This is a genomic window from Streptomyces spiralis, from assembly GCF_014654675.1.
GTDB lineage: Bacteria > Actinomycetota > Actinomycetes > Streptomycetales > Streptomycetaceae > Streptomyces > Streptomyces spiralis.
Genome location: NZ_BNBC01000022.1, coordinates 133,404 through 149,554 on the forward strand (window position 1 = coordinate 133,404; position 16,151 = coordinate 149,554).

The following is a 16,151-nucleotide window of genomic DNA, read 5'->3' on the forward strand; positions in this document are numbered from 1 at the left end:
ATCGGCGACGGAGCCGGCGGCGCCGGGCGGGAGGGGCCGCCCATACTGGCCGTACGCCACCGCCAACGGGAAGGTTCCGACGTGATCAGCATCCCGGCGCACACCCTGAACGACGGCACGCGGATCCCCGCGGTCGGTCTGGGCACCTGGCCGATGAACGACACCGAGGCCGAGCGGGCCGTGCACGACGCCCTGGGGCTGGGCTACCGGCTGGTCGACACTGCGGCCAACTACCGCAACGAGACGGGTGTCGGCCGCGCGATCGCCCGCAGCGACGCGCCCCGCGAGGAGATCGTGGTGACGACGAAGCTGCCCGGCCGGCACCACGGGTACGAGGAGACCCTCGCCTCCTTCGAGGAGTCCCGGCGGCGCCTCGGTCTCGAGTACGTGGACCTGTACCTCATCCACTGGCCGCTCCCCCGCGTCGGGAAGTACGTGGACTCCTGGAAGGCCATGATCAGGCTCCGTGAGGACGGCCTGGTGCGCTCGATCGGCGTCTCCAACTTCACCCGCGGGCACATCGAGCGGCTGGAGAAGGAGACCGGGGTCCTGCCCTCCGTGAACCAGATCGAGCTGCACCCGCTCCTTCCGCAGGAGGAACTGCGCGCCTTCCACGCGGACAAGGGCATCCTCACCGAGAGCTGGAGCCCGCTGGGCCGGGGTTCGGGGGTGCTGGACGATCCGGCGGTCGTCGCGGTCGCGGAGGCGCTCGGTGTGACGCCCGGCCAGGCGGTGCTGCGCTGGCACACCCAGCTCGGCGCGGTTCCCGTCCCGAAGTCGGCGAACCCGGGGCGGCAGCGGGAGAACCTCGACCTCTTCGGCTTCGAGCTCGCCCCCGACCAGCTCGCCGCGCTCGTCCACGAGGCCCCGCGGCGCCTGGGCGGGGATCCGGAGACGTACGAGGAGTTCTGAGCGGCGCGGCCCGGCGTCGCTCCGGCGGCGCCGGGTACTCGGGTGGCCGGTGACCTGCGCGGAGCGCGCGAAGGAGGTTCAGGTGGCTGCGGACGAACGGCTGCGGGAGTACCGCGGCAAGCGCGACTTCGAGCGGACCCGGGAGCCCTCGGGGCAGGGGCCGTCCGGCGGTGCCGAGCCACGGTTCGTGGTGCAGATCCACGACGCGCGCCGGATGCACTTCGACTTCCGGCTGCAGGTCGACGACGTGCTCAGGTCCTGGTCGGTCCCGAGGGGGCCCTCGGACGACCCGCACGACAAGCGGCTCGCGGTGCCCACGGAGGACCACCCGCTGGAGTACGAGGACTTCGAGGGCGTGATCCCGAAGGGCGAGTACGGCGGCGGCACGGTGATCGTCTGGGACCGGGGCACGTACGAGCCGCTGAGCCACGACCGCAGGGGGCGGCCGGTCGACTTCGCCGAGTCGCTGGAGCGCGGGCACGCCACCTTCCGGCTGCGCGGGTCGAAGCTGCACGGCGAGTACGCGCTGACCCGCTTCCGCGGCGGCCGGGACGACGCCGAGGAGGAGGCGTGGCTGCTGGTGAAGAAGGGCGGCGGCCGCAGCAGCGGACACGGCACGCCCGACCCCCGCCGCGCCCGCTCGGTACGCACCGGCCGCACACTGGCCCAGGTCGCGGCGGAGAACGGCGAGGGGTGACCCGGCGCCGGGGCGGGATCCTGGCCGCGCGGTGGGGCCGGATCCTGGCCGGGCGTGCTCGCTGCTCAAACCCGCGAGGTGCCCTCGCTGCCGGGCCCCGTGCCCCGTGCCGCAGCGGGCTCGGCATCGCAACCGCACCGGGGGCCCTGAGCACCGCACCCCGTGCCGGGCGCGCTCGGCACCGCCGTTCTCGTCGGCGCGCCGAGTGCCGCGGCCGGTCAGGGGCGCGGTGGGGTGGTGGCGTGGTCAGCCGGAGGGGAGGGGCTGCTCGCACCAGATGGTCTTGCCGCGGCCGGTGGGGCGGCTGCCCCAGCGCTGGGTGAGCTGGGCGACCAGGAGGAGGCCGCGGCCTCCTTCGTCGTAGGCGTGGGCCCGGCGCAGGTGCGGCGAGGTCGAACTGCCGTCGGAGACCTCGCAGATCAGCGCCTGATCGCGGATCAGCCGCAGCTGGACGGGGGGTTCGCCGTAGCGGATGGCGTTGGTGACCAGTTCGCTGACGACCAGTTCGGTGACGAACGCGGTCTCCTCCAGTCCCCAGGCGGCCAGTTGATCCGCGGCGGCCTGGCGGGTGGCGGCCACGTGCGCCGGGTCCGGTGGGACGTCCCAGGTGGCGATCCGGTCCGCGCCGAGCGCGCGGGTACGGGCCAGGAGCAGGGCCACGTCGTCGCCGGGCTCCTCCGGCAGCACGGCCTTCAGCACTCCGTCCCCGAGGTCCTCCAGCGATGCGGCGGGGGCGCACAGGACCCGGCACAGTTCGGCGGTGGCGCGGTCGACGTCGCGGTCGCGGTGCTCCACGAGGCCGTCGGTGAACAGGGCGACGACCGAGCCCTCGGGCAGCCGTAGCTCGGTCGCCTCGAAGGGCAGGCCGCCGACGCCGAGGGGTGGTCCGGGGGCCACGGTGACCGGCGCGGCGTCTCCGCCCGGCGCCACGACGACCGGTGCCGGGTGGCCGGCGGTGGCCAGGGTCAGCCGCCGCGAGACGGGGTCGTAGACGGCGTAGAGGCAGGTGGCGCCCAGCTCCGGTACCTCGCCGCCGTCCTGTTCGTCGGCCAGGTGGGCCACCAGGTCGTCGAGGTGGGTGAGGAGTTCGTCCGGGGGCAGGTCCACGTCGGCGAGGGTCCGTACGGCCGTGCGCAGACGTCCCATGGTGGCCGACGACTGGATGCCGTGGCCCACCACGTCGCCGACGACCAGGGCGACCCGGCTGCCGGAGAGCGGGATCACGTCGAACCAGTCGCCGCCGATGCCCGCCTGCGAGCCGCAGGGCAGGTAGCGGTGGGCCACCTCCACCGCCGTCTGGCCGGTCAGCCCGCGCGGCAGCAGGCTGTGCTGCAGGGCGAGAGCGGTGGAACGCTCGCGGGCGAAGCGGCGGGCGTTGTCGATGCAGACGGCGGCACGGCTCGCGAGTTCCTCCACGACCACGGCGTCGTCGGCGGCGTAGGCGTCCGGCTGGCTGATCCTGAGGCCCACGGCGACCCCCAGGGTGGTGCCGCGGGCCCGGAGCGGCACGGTGATCATCGAGTGGGCGCCCCTGCGGTAGGGGCGTCCCGCGGGGTCCCGCGTGTCGCGATCCGTGATCCATCCCGTGAACTCGGGCTGGTCGGCCTGGCTGAGCACCGCCCGTCCGACCCGCATCGCCCGTGTGGCGGCCGAGTCGGCCGGGCGGACGTCGCTCTCGCCCACACGTATGGCCGCCTCCGGTGTGCCCCGGGTGACGGAGCTGTGGGCGACCCGGCGCAGCACGATCTCGTCGGCCGCCGCGTCCGGCGGTTCCTCGGCGCCGAGGACCCACTCGAGGAGGTCGACCATGGCGAAGTCGGCGAACTGCGGCACGAGGAGTTCCACCAGTTCCTCGGCGGTGCGCACCACGTCGAGGGTGGTGCCGATGCCCGCCGCGGCCTCGTTCAGCAGGGCGAGACGGCGCCGGGACCAGTACTGGTCGCTGCTGTCGAGGGCCGCCAGGGCGACCCCGGTCAGGGTTCCGCCGGCGTCCCGCACGGGCCACATCTCGATCGTCCAGGCCTGCTCCCGGTCCAGGGCGGGGGCGCTCGCGAAGCTCTCGTAGCGGGCCGGGCGGCCGGTCTCGGCGACCCGGCGCAGATGCTCCAGGAAGCCCCGGTTGGGCGCGGTGTCCTCCACGCTGTCCAGGTAGGGCCTGCCGAGCAGGGTCTCCTCGGGCACGCCCATCACCTGGCAGGCCACCTCGTTGAGCCGCAGGTAGTGCTGCCGGGTGTCGAAGACCGACATCGCCACGGAGGCCTGCTGGAACGCCTGTCCGGCCAGGACGTGCTCGGGCGGGGTCTCCGGTCCGGCGGTCACGACGAAGCCGTCCGGCCGGCCGTCCGCGCCGAGTACGGGGCAGGCCCGCAGCGCGGTCGTCACAGGGGAGCCGTCCCGGTGGCGCAGGACGGCGGGGCCGGAGAGCGCGGTCAGGGCCCCGGGCGGCGGCTCCTCGGCGAGCAGGGCGCGCACCGGCCGCCCGACCGCTTCCTCGGCCGGGTATCCGGTCAGCCGCCGGGCACCTTCGCTCCAGCCCGTGACGATGCCGTGGGCGTCGACCACGGCCGTGGCGGAGACCTGCTCCATATCCTCAGAATGAGGCGGTTGTCACACCACATCAAGCGCGGCGGGCGGCGGTCCTGGCGACCCCGCGGGCCCACAGCACGAGGGGCAGTTGCAGGGGCAGGCGTCCGAGGGCCGCCGCCTTCTGCGGGGCGGGGCGGTGCCGCCAGTCGACCGCCATCTGCACATTGGCGGGGAAGACGCCGACGAAGAATGCGGCCGTGGCCAGCGCCGCGGTCCTTCGGGTCCGGGGCAGCGCCAGGCCCGCGGCCAGCGCTATCTCTGCGGCGCCGCTGGCGTAGGTCCAGGTGCGGGGGCGGCCTGGCAGGGCGCGCGGGATGGTCGCGTCGAACTGCCGGGGAGAGGCGAAGTGGGCGACACCCGCAGTGGCCAGCAGGCCGGCGAGCAGCAGGGGTGAGCGATCGGACCGGGGCACGGTTCCTCCTCGAGGGTCTGCCGCGGGATCCTACTGGACGGTCGGTATGCGAGACTACTGAACGGTAGGTATGTGAGGACAGACCTCTCCCCTCCGCTTCTCTCCGCCCTCTCCCCCGCAGCCACCGTTCAGGGGAAAGTGATCCGGAGGGCGCTTGACGGCGGACCGGTTCGTCGACACCTCAGCCGTGACCCTGCCGCTGATCCCGCCCATGCTCGCCACGCCCGGTTCGCTGCCCTCCCCCGCGCAGGACGCGCGCTGGGCGTACGAAACGAAGCAGGACGGCCAGCGCATGGTGGCGTATCTGCCCGGTGACGGCTCCCTGCTGCTGCGGGCCCGCTCCGGCGAGGAGATCACGGCCGCCTATCCCGAGCTGCGCCCGCTGGGCCGGGCCCTGGGCACCACACCCGCGATCCTGGACGGCGAGATCCTGGCGCTGGACGAGGCGGGCCGCGCCAGCTTCCAGCTGCTCCAGGGCCGCATGGGGCTGGCCCACGCCCCCGGCCTCGCGGCACGCCGGGCGGCGCGGATCCCCGTGCACGCGGTGCTGTTCGACGTGCTGTACCTGGGCACCGAGCCGCTGATCCGGCTGCCCTACGTCGAGCGCCGCGAGCGGCTGGAGGCGCTCGGTCTCGACGGGCCGTACTGGTCGACGCCCGCTGCCGTCTTCGGCCACGGCGCCCAGGCCCTGGCCGCCACCCGCGAGCACGGCCTGGAGGGCCTGGTCTGCAAGCGGCTGGACTCGGTGTACGAGCCGGGGGTGCGCTCCCGGGCCTGGATCAAGATCCGCAACATGCGCAGCGAGGACGTCGTGGTGGGCGGCTGGCTGCCCGGCAAGGGGCGGCTGACCGGGCTGCCGGGCGCCGTGCTGGTGGGGCAGCGCGGGGGCGGGAAGCTGCGCTACGTCGGCAGCGTGGGCACGGGCTGGAGCGAGGCCGAGCGCTCCGAGCTCGCCGCGCTGCTCGCGGACCTGGCGACCGACGTGTGCCCCTTCGACCCCGTACCGGCCGCGCGCGGGGCCCACTGGGTGCTGCCCCGCCTGGTCGGCGAGGTCCGCTACAGCGTCCGCACCCGCGCGGGCATGCTGCGCCAGCCGTCCTGGCTACGGCTCCGCCCGGACCTCGCCCCCGAGGAGTCGGCGGCAGACCTGCCGGACGACCCGCTGAGGTAGCGGCGCGGTGGTGTCATGCGCGGCGTCCGGTGAGTTGGGGGGTTCACGGAAGGTCTATCGTGTGCCGCATGGCCGTGCCTGAAATGATCCGTGTCGTCTCCCGGGACTCGCCGATGGCGTTGGCTCAGGTGGAGCGTGTCCGTGCCGAGTTGGCCGCCCTGTACCCGGGTGTGCGCACCGAGGTGGTGCCGGTGAAGACCACCGGCGACAAGTGGCTGGGCGAGCTGGCCAAGGTCGAGGGCAAGGGCGCCTTCACCAAGGAGGTCGACGCCGCGCTGCTGGCCGGGGAGGCGGATCTCGCGGTGCACTGCCTGAAGGACGTGCCCGCCGACCGGCCCCTGCCCCCGGGCACCACGTTCGCCGCGTTCCTGAAGCGGGACGACATCCGCGACGCCCTGGTGCACCCCGGCGGCCTCACCCTCGACGAGCTTCCGCCCGGCACCAGGATCGGTACGTCCGCGGTGCGCCGTATCGCTCAGCTGGCCGCCACCCATCCGCACCTCACGTGCGTCCCGTTCCGCGGCAACGCCAACCGGCGGCTGGAGAAGCTCGCGGCCGGGGAGGCGGACGCCCTGCTGCTGGCAGTGTCCGGTCTGGAGCGCATCGGACGGCAGGACATGATCAGCGAGGTGCTGCCCCCGGAGACGATGATGCCACCGATCGGCGCGGGCATCCTCGCCCTGCAGTGCCGCGAGGGGGACACCGAGCTGATCGAGACCGTCAGCGCCCTCGGTGACGCCGACACCTACCGTGCCGCCACCGCGGAGCGCATGTTCCTGCATGTGCTCCAGGGGCACTGCAACAGCCCGATCGCCGGGTACGCGCAGGTCGACCGCAGCGGTGAGCTGTCACTGCGGGCGTGCGTGTTCACCCCCGACGGCAAGACCCGGCTGAACGCCCACGAGTGGGCGGGCCGCCTGGACGCCGCCACGCTCGGCACCTCGGTCGCCGTGGCCCTGCTGCGCCAGGGCGCCCGCGAGATCATCGACGGCATCCCGCACTGAGGCGAGCGAGGCGACCCGGGCGCCTGGTCCCGGCCCAGCACGACCCGGCATCGATGCGCGGCGCCGGGGCGGTGCCCGGTCGCGTCAGCCGGCCGTGCCCGGTTCGGCCTGGTCGCGCAGGAAGTTGCTGATCTGGTGCACCAGCCCGCCCTGGGCGCCCGCGCAGGCCGCGCCCGCCGCGACGGACTCCTCGTGCGCACCGATGCCCCCGGTCCACATCCGCCGGTCGGTCCACTCGTCGTCGACGCGCAGCTGGACCTGGACGTCGACCTGGGACAGGGACGACTCCGGGCCCGCCGCGTACAGCACGGCGGTGACCCGGCGCAGCGGGTAGACGTCGTAGCCCTCGATGAACTGCGAGTTGCGCCAGTCGACGAACGCGCCCTCACCGTCGGGGCCGATCCGCACGTCGATCTGGCCGTCCTCCAGGTGGACGCCGAAGCTGCGCGTGCCACGGTTCTCGACGGTGACGCGGATACGGAAGTACGTCAGCCCCTCGGCCGCGTCGTCGCGTCCGCGCGGCGGCTCGGCCGGCTCCAGGCGGTGGACGCGGACACGCAGACCGGCATGCCCGTCGTACTCCTGCCAGTCCCCGACCACGTTCGGCTCGTACACAATGCACCTCTCGACTACCAAGAGCTGCTTCCTATCTGTGGGCCGAGCACACTGTCAAATGTGTCGAATGCGGCGTGGCCTGGGAATTCGCCTGCAATTGATCGCTGATCAAGCCGTGTGCTGGAGAAACCTCCGATTCGGCCCTTCCGGCCGCCTCCGCGGGCGTGCCGCACATCACGCCGTACGGCCGCCCGACGGATGGGTGAGCCCCCGTCACCGGGCGAGCCGGCCGAGCAGGCCGGAGGCCGCGGTGATGCCGAGCGCGGCGGCCACCACGAGGACGACGAAGTCGAGGGCGAGATGCGCGGAGGTGCCGAGCAGCAGTCCACGCAGCGCGTCGACCTGGTAGCTGAGCGGGTTGGCCTTGCTGACGGCCTGGAGCCAGCCCGGCATGACGGCCACGGGATACAGCGCGTTGGAGCCGAAGAACAGCGGCATGGTGATCGCCTGCCCGATGCCCATGAGCCGGTCGCGGCTGAGCACGATGCCGGCGATGGTCATCGACAGGCAGGAGAAGAACGCGGATCCGAGGATCACGGCGGCGGCGACGCCGAGCAGCCGCAGCGGGTTCCAGGTCAGCGCCACCCCCAACAGGGCGGCGATGACGATCACGACGATCGCCTGGATCAGCGACTTCACCCCGGCCGCGAACGCCTTGCCGGTGACCAGGGCCGAGCGCGGGGTCGGGGTCACCAGGAGCTTGTTGAGGACACCCGCGTCCCGCTCCCAGATGATCTGGATGCCGTAGAAGATGGCGATGAACATGGCGGACTGGGCGATGATGCCGGGCGCCATGAAGTCGATGTAGGGGATCCCGCCGGTGGGGATCGCCCGGATGCGGGTGAAGGTCTGACCGAAGATCAGCAGCCAGAGGGCCGGCTGGACCGCGCGGGTGTAGAGCTCGGTGCGGTCGTGGCGCAGCTTCTGCAGCTCCACGGCGCACATGGCGGCGACGCGGGCGGGCAGCAGCCGCCAGCCCGCGCGGGGCCGCGGGGGCCGCACGAGAAGGCCGATGCCGCTCTCCCCGGCCGGCTCAGCCGAGACGGTGGGCGGTGCGGCGGGTGCTTCGGACATCGCGGAAATCTCCTGAGGTGTCGTCGAGACCGCTGCCGGCCACGTCACGGAAGACGTCCTCGAGCGTGGGCGGCGGATCGGTGGCCGGGGCGCCCTGGGCGCGGCGCCGTTCGCCGAGGCCCTGCCGCAGTTCGGCGGGGGTGCCGAGGGCCCGGATCCGGCCGCGGTGCATCAGGCCGACGCGGTCGCAGTACTGGTCGGCCTCGTCCATGTAGTGCGTGGTGACCAGGACCGTCATGCCGGTGGCGGCGCGGACGGCGTTGATGTGCTCCCACACTCCGGTGCGGGCGATCGGGTCGAGGCCGATCGTGGGCTCGTCGAGGATCAGCAGGCGGGGCGCGCTCACCAGGGCCTGGGCCAGTTCCAGGCGGCGGATCATGCCGCCGGAGTACGTCTTGGCCAGCCGGTCGGCGGCGTCGGTCAGGTCCACGGCGGCCAGGGCCTGGGCGACCCGGGCGGCGCGTTCGCGGCGCGGGACGTCGAAGACCCGCGCGAACAGGGTGACGTTCTCCCGGCCGGTGAGGGCGGCGTCGGCGGACAGCTGCTGGGGGACGTAGCCCAGCAGGCGGCGTACGGCCATCCGGTCGCGGGCGGGGTCGTGGCCGAAGACGCGGACCATGCCGGCGGGGACCGGCAGCAGCGTGGTGATGCAGCGGATCGCCGTGGTCTTCCCGGCCCCGTTGGGCCCGAGCAGCCCGAAGACCTCCCCCGGGCCCACGGCCAGGTCCAGGCCGTCGACGGCCTTGGTGCCGCCGAAGGCGTGGGCGAGTCCGGTGCAGGTGACCGCGTCGTCGGCCGCGGCCCGCTCGGCGGCGGCCCCGGCGGTGTCCGGCGTCATGGTCGGTCGGCCTCCTCACGCAGGTTGTCGGCCAGCCGGCGCAGGGCGGGGATCGCGGCGCTCAGGGCGTCCCGGTCGGCCTGGTCGAGCCGGTCGACCTGGCGGCGGACCAGAGCCGCGCGGCGCTCGCGCCAGTCGCGCAGGCGGGCCCCGGCGGCCTCGGTGAGCAGCAGGCGGGCGGCCCGCCGGTCGGCGGGGTCCGTCTCGCGGACCAGTTGCCCGTCCCGGACCAGCCGGTTGACCAGTGTCGACACGGAGTTGCCCGCCAGGTGCAGCTCCTTGGCGGCCTCCGAGACACCGATGCCGGGGCGGGCCTCGACCAGGCGCAGCAGTTCCACCTCGGCGCCGCGCAGCCGCGGCACGGTCAGCCCGGCGCGCAGCCGGCGCCGGATCGGTCGCAGGACACCGACGAGCGCGTCGGCCAGCTCCTCGGCGTAGGCCTGCGGTTCCACGTCGGTCTCCGGCTCCATGCCGGCAGATTACCTCTGTGACAGAGGTAAGTGCCCCAAGAGACGGTCAAGACCGGCGCGACCGCCGGGCCTCACGGCGATTCACGCATTGATTGAATTTGGTAATTGAAATTCGATATTCAACGCGACAGCAATTCCGAACCCACGGTTCGACGCATCAGAATCATCCGGTCGCACAACGTCACCGAATTCTGGAATTGTTTCGGAATCGCCGGCTTCGGGAATGCCCATTTCAGTGCTTCGGACAGGAGGCACGTCCGTGGGAGCCGGCGCGCCGGGCCCCGATGTCTGTCTCCAGGTCCGAGCCACGCGCCTCCCGCGGTGTCCGTCCATCGAGCACCTGCTGAGGGAGGCGCAGCGTATGCGTACCACCGGCAGAACGAAGTCCCATCCGCATGACGACGCCCCCGACACCGCGGCGGCGTTCGAGCGGCTCGCACGACTGCCGGACGGCCCCGAGCGCAAGGCGCTCCGGGACGAGCTGGTCCAGGTGTGGCTGCCGATGGCCGAGCGGATCGCCGTCCGCTTCCGCGGGCGCGGCGAGGCCCTGGAAGATCTGTACCAGGTGGCGGCGCTCGGCCTGGTCAAGGCCGTCGACCACTACGATCCGGCGCGTGGCTACGCGTTCGAGGCGTACGCCGTGCCGACCGTCACCGGGGAGATCAAGCGGCACTTCCGCGACCACATGTGGACGCTGCACGTGCCGCGCCGGGTCCAGGACCTGCGCAACCGGGTGCGGCGCGCCGCGAAGGAGCTGGCGCAGACCACCCCGGGCCGGGCGCCGACCATCAGCGAGATCGCCGAGTACACCCATCTGAGCGTCAGCGACGTGCGCACCGGCATGGAGGCCCTGGACTGCTTCGCCGCGCTCTCCCTGGAGGCGGAGGTGCCGGGCACCGAGGGCTACGCGCTCGGCGACGGCCTGGGCGAGGCCGACCCGCGCTACGACCTCGTGGTGGACCGGGTGGCCGTCAAACCGTGTCTGGAGGCGCTGCCCGAACGCGAGCGGATGATCCTCTACCTGCGCTTCTTCCGGGGTATGACGCAGAGCCGGATCGCACAGCAGCTCGGGATCTCGCAGATGCACGTCTCACGGCTGCTCAGCGGCTGCTTCGCCCAGTTGCGCGAGGAGTTGCTCGCCGAGACGCTCTGACCGCAGGCGCCCCGCTCCCCCGGTCGATCACCGTCCCCCCTGACCGCCCGGTCGGGTGATCGGGTGTGGGCCGGGCCGCCGTTTCGGCGGCATCGGGAGGGTACTCGGCAAGCGCCCCAGGGCGTTCCCGTCGGACACTGGTGTGAGACCGGTGGCCACCGGTCGACGAAAACCAGGACGTGCAATGAACCACGACGCGACACCCTCCAGCCACCCCGAGCCCGGCGTCCTCTCCACCCACTCGGTGTGCGGCGCGCCCTGCTGGGTCAGCCTGACCAGCCGCGACCTGGAGGCCACCGAGGACTTCTACCACGCCGTGCTGGGCTGGGACTGGCGCTCGACGGCCAAGCTCGGTGAGCACTTCCGTATCGCGCTCGTCGACGGTGCGCCGGTCGCGGGGATCGCGGCCGTGGCCTCCATGTGGCAGATGGCGGTGGCCTGGACCCCGTACTTCGCCGTGCCCAGCGCCGACGCCGCCGTCTCGCGGGTGCAGGAACGCGGCGGTACGGCGGCGGTCGGGCCGATCTCGCTGCCGCCCGGGCGGGCCGCCCTGCTGGCCGACCGGGACGGCGCGACCTTCGGGATCTGGGAGGGCGAGCTGTTCACCGACTGGGAGACGTGGCGCAAGGCCGCGCCCGCCTTCATCCGGCTGCACACGCGCGACGCGTTCGACGCCGCCATGTTCTACGGCGAGGTCCTGGAGTGGGCCTCGGACCGGCCCGGCTGCTGCGAGGTCCGCTACGAGGGCGAGGAGGTCGTGCTGCGCAGCCACGGCGAGGTCGTGGCCCGCATCGAGTCGGGGGCCCTGGAGGCGGCCCCCGACCCCACGATCCGCCCCCACTGGCAGATCCACTTCCGGGTGGCCGACGTGGCCGCCTGTGCCCGGGCCGCCGAGTGCCACGGCGGCAGCGTCCTGCGCGAGGGCGCCGAGGAAGCCGTGCTGCGCGACGCGGACGGCGCCCAGTTCACGGTGACGTCCCGCCGGGAGATCTGAACCGGCCGCCGGGAGAACCGGCCGCCCGGAGATCCGAATCGGGGGTGGCGGTCCGCGGCCCCTCCCGGAACCGATCCCGGGAGGGGCCGCGGTTCCGGGAGGGGCCCGGGCTCTTCGCTCAGCGTGCCGTCCTCGGCGGCCGGGACAGCAGGACCAGGCTGCGGGGCTCCACGAGGAGGTCGCCGGCCGGCTTGTGCTCGGCCTCGTCCGGGGAACCGTGGGGTTCGGCCGTGTCGAGGAGCGTGGTCCAGCGGTTGCCGTAGGCGCGGCCGGGCAGGCGGAAGTCGACCGCTTCCCAGTAGCCGTTGAGCAGCAGCAGGAACGAGTCGTCCACCACGCGCCGCCCCTTGCGGTCGGGCTCGGCGATGGCGTCGCCGTTGAGGAAGACCATCAGCGAGTGCGCGTCGGAGCGCCGCCAGTCCTCCTCGGCCATCTCCCGGCCGTCCGGGAGCATCCACACCAGGTCCGGCAGCGGCTGGTCGTCGTCGGTCGCCGTCTCGCCCTGGAAGAAACGGCGGCGGCGCAGCACGGGATGGGCGGCGCGCAGGGCGATGACGTACCGCGTGAACTCCGCGAGCTCCCGCTGCTCGGCGGTCAGCCGCCAGTCGATCCAGGAGACCTCGTTGTCCTGGCAGTAGGCGTTGTTGTTGCCACGCTGGGTGCGGCCCAGCTCGTCGCCGTGGCAGAGCATCGGGATGCCCTGGGAGAGCAGCAGCGTGGCCAGGAGGTTGCGCTGCTGGCGGGCGCGCAGGGCGAGGATCGCCGGGTCCTTGGTCTCCCCCTCGGCGCCGCAGTTCCAGGACCGGTTGGCGCTCTCCCCGTCCCGGTTGCCCTCGCCGTTGGCCTCGTTGTGCTTGTCGTTGTACGACACCAGGTCGCGCAGGGTGAAACCGTCGTGCGCGGTGACGAAGTTGACGCTGGCGCGCGGCCGGCGCCGGTTGTGGGCGTACAGGTCCGCGGAGCCCGTCAGACGGGAGGCGAAGTCGCCGAGCGTGTGCTCCTCGCCGCGCCAGAAGTCCCGTACCGCGTCCCGGTACAGGCCGTTCCACTCCGACCACAGCGGCGGGAAGTTGCCCACCTGGTAGCCGCCCTCGCCGACGTCCCACGGCTCGGCGATCAGCTTCACCCGGCTGATCACCGGGTCCTGCTGGATCAGGTCGAAGAACGCCGACAGCCGGTCCACCTCGTGGAACTGCCGGGCCAGGGTGGCCGCCAGGTCGAAGCGGAAGCCGTCGACGTGCATCTCGGTGACCCAGTACCGCAGGGAGTCCATGATCAGCTGCAGCACGTAGGGGTGGCGCATGAGGAGGCTGTTGCCGGTGCCGGTGGTGTCGTAGTAGTGCGCCCAGTCGCCGTCGACGAGGCGGTAGTAGGAGGCGTTGTCGATGCCGCGGAACGACAGGGTGGGGCCCTTCTCGTTGCCCTCGGCGGTGTGGTTGTAGACGACGTCGAGGATCACCTCGAGCCCGGCCGCGTGCAGCGCCCTGACCATCGACTTGAACTCGGCGACCTGCTCGCCGCGGGTGCCGCGGGCGGCGTAGCCGTTGTGCGGCGCGAAGAAGCCGATGGTGTTGTAGCCCCAGTAGTTGGCAAGGCCCCGGCCCTGGAGCACGCCGTCGTGGACGAACTGGTGCACCGGCATCAGCTCGACGGCCGTCACGCCCAGCGAGGTCAGGTGCTCGATCACCGCCGGGTGCGCCAACCCGGCGTAGGTGCCGCGCAGTTCGGGCGGCACCTCGGGGTGGGTGCGGGTCAGGCCGCGCACATGCGCCTCGTAGATCACGGTGTCGGAGTACGCCCGCCGCGGCGGGCGGTCGTCGCCCCAGTCGAAGGCCGGGTCGGTGACCACGCCGAGCATGGTGTGCCCGGCGCTGTCGGCCGGGTCGGGGCCGTGCGGGGCGCGCTCGTAGAGGGAGGGGTGGTTGTCGGTCCGCCCGTCCACCGCCCTGGCGTAGGGGTCCAGGAGCAGCTTTCTCGGGTTGCAGCGGTGGCCGGCCGCCGGATGCCAGGGGCCGTGCACCCGGTAGCCGTAGCGCTGCCCAGGGCCGACGCCGGGCAGGTAGCCGTGCCACACGAAGCCGTCGGCCTCGGTCAGGGGGACCTGGCGGCGGTCGCCGGCGTCGTCCACGAGGACGAGCTCGACGTGTTCGGCGACCTCGCTGAACAGCGCGAAGTTGGTGCCCTCGCCGTCGTACGCGGCGCCCAGCGGGTAGGGGTACCCGCTCCACACGGGAACGGGTACCCCTTTATGGCGCCCGCGCGCGGTCACCGGGCCTCCTCCAGGACGGCCTCCTTCAGGACGTCCTCCGGGCCGCTCAGCGGAGAGGCCAGCGCGGCGACCGGCATGGCACGGGGCGTCTTCAGGCCCTCGCGCAGGGTCGGCTCGGGAGCCCTCGGGACCAGCGGGACACGCACCCCGGCGCGGGCCCGCTGCGAGAACCAGATGACCTTGCTGCCGGTCTCGGAGGCGCAGCACCCCCAGCCGTCGCTCGTCGCCGCGATGCGGGCCAGGCAGCTGCGCAGGTCCTGGTCCGGGCGCAGGTCGTGGTTGTTCTCCCCGACGGCGGTGATGAGGTGCTGGCCGGTCCACCACATCTCGATGGATGTGTGCTTGTCCCGGGCGTGCTCGTCGATGGCCTTCAGCAGCATCTCGGCGCCGCCGCACACAGGTTCTACGAGGTCCTCCAGGTCCCAGAACCGGAGGTGAGCGGCCAGGATGCGCCTGACCTGTCCGACCCGTTCCGGGCTGACTTCCACGTCGAGGTGGTAGTAGCAGGGCACTGCGGTCTTCATCGTCGTTGGCTCCTCACGGCGAGGCTCGCGACTCCCTCAAGGCCCCTGTGTCGGGCTCAGCCCCCGAGTACGAAGCGTGAGCACGTGTTGCCTCTGAGTCAGATCCCACAGTGAGCGCGCTACGCCATTCGTGCAACCCGAGCGGTCGGGAAGGAGGCGTCGAGCGCTCTGGCCAGGACCGCGGCGAGCAGGCGAAACACGCTGGTTGAAGATCCAACAGGACGGTGGGTCGTTGAACGTGCACCATGAGTGAAAGTCTCGAGCGCCGTGAACGGGACCCGTGCCTCCGCGTACGCGGTCACCGCCCCGACCGTCGGGGAAACGTGCCCATCGAGCGCATCCGAAAGGTGAACGGCGCCATGCTGCTACCCGCCAAGGCCGAAGTCGCACGGCATCTGCGGCAGTACCGGGCGTGGGAACGCGCGATGCTCGCGTCCCCCGACGACCGCAGGGTGCGGGCCACCTTCGAGGATTCGGGCTACACCCTGTGCGTGCTGATGGGCAAGCGGTGCGCACGGGAGGCCGCGGACGCCGCGGAGCGCTATCTGCGCACCAACCTCGTCACCTATCTGCGTGAGCAGGGCAGCGGCCGGCCGCACGTCGGTGTCGTCACGCGGCGCGTCGGCCGGCGCACGGCGAAGGACAGGCGTTCGCCCGCCGGGGCGTAGGGCCCACCGGGCACAGAGCCCAGCGGGGCACACGGCTCAGCGGGACACGGAGCCCGCGGGGGCGTGGACTCCACGCCCCCGCACGCCTTCCCCGGGCAGCACATGCCGGGGACGGTCCCCGAGAAGGACATGCCGAGAAGATGCGGGTTCCCGGCCGGGCGCGAGCCCGGCCTCAAGCACGGTGGAGGTGACACCATGAGTTCGACCCCGAGTTCGACCTCGGTCCTCGGCCGCATTCCGGTGCGGGACGTCCGCCCGGCCGTGGAGTGCGGCCGTCGCCCGGCCAAGGCGGTGACGGGCGAGACGTTCCAGGTCACCGCCACCGTGTTCCGCGAGGGCCACGACGCCGTGGCCGCCAATGTGGTGCTCACCGATCCGGAAGGCCGTCCGGGTCCCTGGACGCCGATGCACGAGCTGGCGCCGGGCAGCGACCGCTGGGGCGCCGAGGTCACCCCCGACGCGCCCGGGCGCTGGACGTACCACGTGGAGGCGTGGAGCGATCCGGTCGCCACCTGGCGGCACACCGCCTGTATCAAGGTGCCGGCCGGCATCGACGCCGGGCTGGTGCTGGAGGAGGGCACCGCGCTCCTGGAGCGTGCCGCGGGCGCGGTCCCGCGGGGGCCGGAGCGCGATACGGTGCTGGCCGCCGCCGAGGTGGTGGGCGACGACTCGCTTCAGGTCATGACGCGGCTGGCGGCGGCGTTGACGCCGGAGGTGGACGCGGTGCTGGCCCGGTATCCGCTGCGGGAGCTGGTCACCGCCTC

At 72.9% G+C, this 16,151-nt stretch carries 16 protein-coding genes; 8 read left to right on the forward strand and 8 right to left on the reverse strand.

Annotation, left to right across the window (positions count from 1 at the left end):
• Positions 1-81: 81 nt before the first annotated feature.
• Positions 82-912 carry an aldo/keto reductase gene (locus tag IE318_RS22885; protein WP_189903195.1) on the forward strand — a complete coding sequence of 277 codons (831 nt, stop codon included), beginning with the start codon at positions 82-84 and terminating at the stop codon, positions 910-912.
• Positions 913-994: 82 nt separating this feature from the next.
• Positions 995-1,609, forward strand: coding sequence for a DNA polymerase ligase N-terminal domain-containing protein (locus IE318_RS22890; protein ID WP_189903198.1), 615 nt, complete (start codon positions 995-997; stop codon positions 1,607-1,609).
• 246 nt (positions 1,610-1,855) lie between these two features.
• Here IE318_RS22890 and IE318_RS22895 read toward each other — a convergent pair whose 3' ends face one another.
• Positions 1,856-4,195 carry a SpoIIE family protein phosphatase gene (locus IE318_RS22895; protein WP_189903200.1) on the reverse strand — a complete coding sequence of 780 codons (2,340 nt, stop codon included), beginning with the start codon at positions 4,193-4,195 and terminating at the stop codon, positions 1,856-1,858.
• A gap of 31 nt (positions 4,196-4,226) precedes the next feature.
• Positions 4,227-4,607, reverse strand: coding sequence for a DoxX family protein (locus IE318_RS22900; protein ID WP_189903202.1), 381 nt, complete (start codon positions 4,605-4,607; stop codon positions 4,227-4,229).
• 187 nt (positions 4,608-4,794) lie between these two features.
• Here IE318_RS22900 and IE318_RS22905 point away from each other — a divergent pair, with 187 nt between their 5' ends.
• Positions 4,795-5,778, forward strand: coding sequence for an ATP-dependent DNA ligase (locus IE318_RS22905; RefSeq protein WP_189903253.1), 984 nt, complete (start codon positions 4,795-4,797; stop codon positions 5,776-5,778).
• 68 nt (positions 5,779-5,846) lie between these two features.
• Entirely contained in the window at positions 5,847-6,782 is a 936-nt protein-coding gene (hemC, locus tag IE318_RS22910) for a hydroxymethylbilane synthase (RefSeq protein WP_189903204.1), read from the forward strand.
• Between the two features lie 84 nt (positions 6,783-6,866).
• Here the strand turns inward: hemC and IE318_RS22915 are convergent, their stop codons facing one another.
• The 4 genes from IE318_RS22915 to IE318_RS22930 all read right to left on the reverse strand — a co-directional run bounded on the left by IE318_RS22915 (position 6,867) and on the right by IE318_RS22930 (position 9,779).
• Positions 6,867-7,397, reverse strand: coding sequence for a hypothetical protein (locus IE318_RS22915; RefSeq protein WP_030175308.1), 531 nt, complete (start codon positions 7,395-7,397; stop codon positions 6,867-6,869).
• A gap of 213 nt (positions 7,398-7,610) precedes the next feature.
• Positions 7,611-8,471 (reverse strand): ABC transporter permease, encoded by an 861-nt coding sequence (locus tag IE318_RS22920; protein WP_189903206.1) that lies wholly within the window; start codon positions 8,469-8,471, stop codon positions 7,611-7,613.
• On the reverse strand, positions 8,431-9,309 hold the full coding sequence (locus IE318_RS22925; RefSeq protein ID WP_189903209.1) for an ABC transporter ATP-binding protein: 879 nt from the start codon (positions 9,307-9,309) through the stop codon (positions 8,431-8,433). Before IE318_RS22925 ends, IE318_RS22920 begins: the two co-directional genes overlap by 41 nt.
• Positions 9,306-9,779: a MarR family winged helix-turn-helix transcriptional regulator gene (locus IE318_RS22930; protein WP_189903211.1), complete on the reverse strand. Its 474-nt coding sequence runs from the start codon at positions 9,777-9,779 to the stop codon at positions 9,306-9,308. The genes IE318_RS22925 and IE318_RS22930 overlap by 4 nt, the downstream gene beginning before the upstream one ends.
• A gap of 361 nt (positions 9,780-10,140) precedes the next feature.
• On the opposite strand from IE318_RS22930, the gene IE318_RS22935 reads away from it, so the two are divergent.
• Together IE318_RS22935 and IE318_RS22940 are read left to right on the forward strand one after the other, a co-directional pair.
• Positions 10,141-10,932 carry a SigB/SigF/SigG family RNA polymerase sigma factor gene (locus IE318_RS22935; protein ID WP_189903213.1) on the forward strand — a complete coding sequence of 264 codons (792 nt, stop codon included), beginning with the start codon at positions 10,141-10,143 and terminating at the stop codon, positions 10,930-10,932.
• A gap of 184 nt (positions 10,933-11,116) precedes the next feature.
• Positions 11,117-11,926: a VOC family protein gene (locus IE318_RS22940; RefSeq protein WP_189903215.1), complete on the forward strand. Its 810-nt coding sequence runs from the start codon at positions 11,117-11,119 to the stop codon at positions 11,924-11,926.
• Between the two features lie 118 nt (positions 11,927-12,044).
• On the opposite strand, the gene glgX is transcribed toward IE318_RS22940, so the two are convergent.
• Positions 12,045-14,156, reverse strand: coding sequence for a glycogen debranching protein GlgX (gene glgX / locus IE318_RS22945; protein WP_229903693.1), 2,112 nt, complete (start codon positions 14,154-14,156; stop codon positions 12,045-12,047).
• A 35-nt stretch (positions 14,157-14,191) separates the two neighbouring features.
• Positions 14,192-14,719, reverse strand: a complete 528-nt coding sequence (locus IE318_RS22950) for a pep a2 (RefSeq protein WP_189903219.1) — start codon at positions 14,717-14,719, stop codon at positions 14,192-14,194.
• 359 nt (positions 14,720-15,078) lie between these two features.
• Here IE318_RS22950 and IE318_RS22955 point away from each other — a divergent pair, with 359 nt between their 5' ends.
• Both IE318_RS22955 and IE318_RS22960 read left to right on the forward strand, forming a co-directional pair.
• Positions 15,079-15,387, forward strand: a complete 309-nt coding sequence (locus tag IE318_RS22955) for a DUF5133 domain-containing protein (protein ID WP_030175286.1) — start codon at positions 15,079-15,081, stop codon at positions 15,385-15,387.
• Between the two features lie 195 nt (positions 15,388-15,582).
• On the forward strand, positions 15,583-16,151 hold a 569-nt coding region (locus tag IE318_RS22960; protein WP_189903221.1), incomplete at its 3' end, for a maltotransferase domain-containing protein.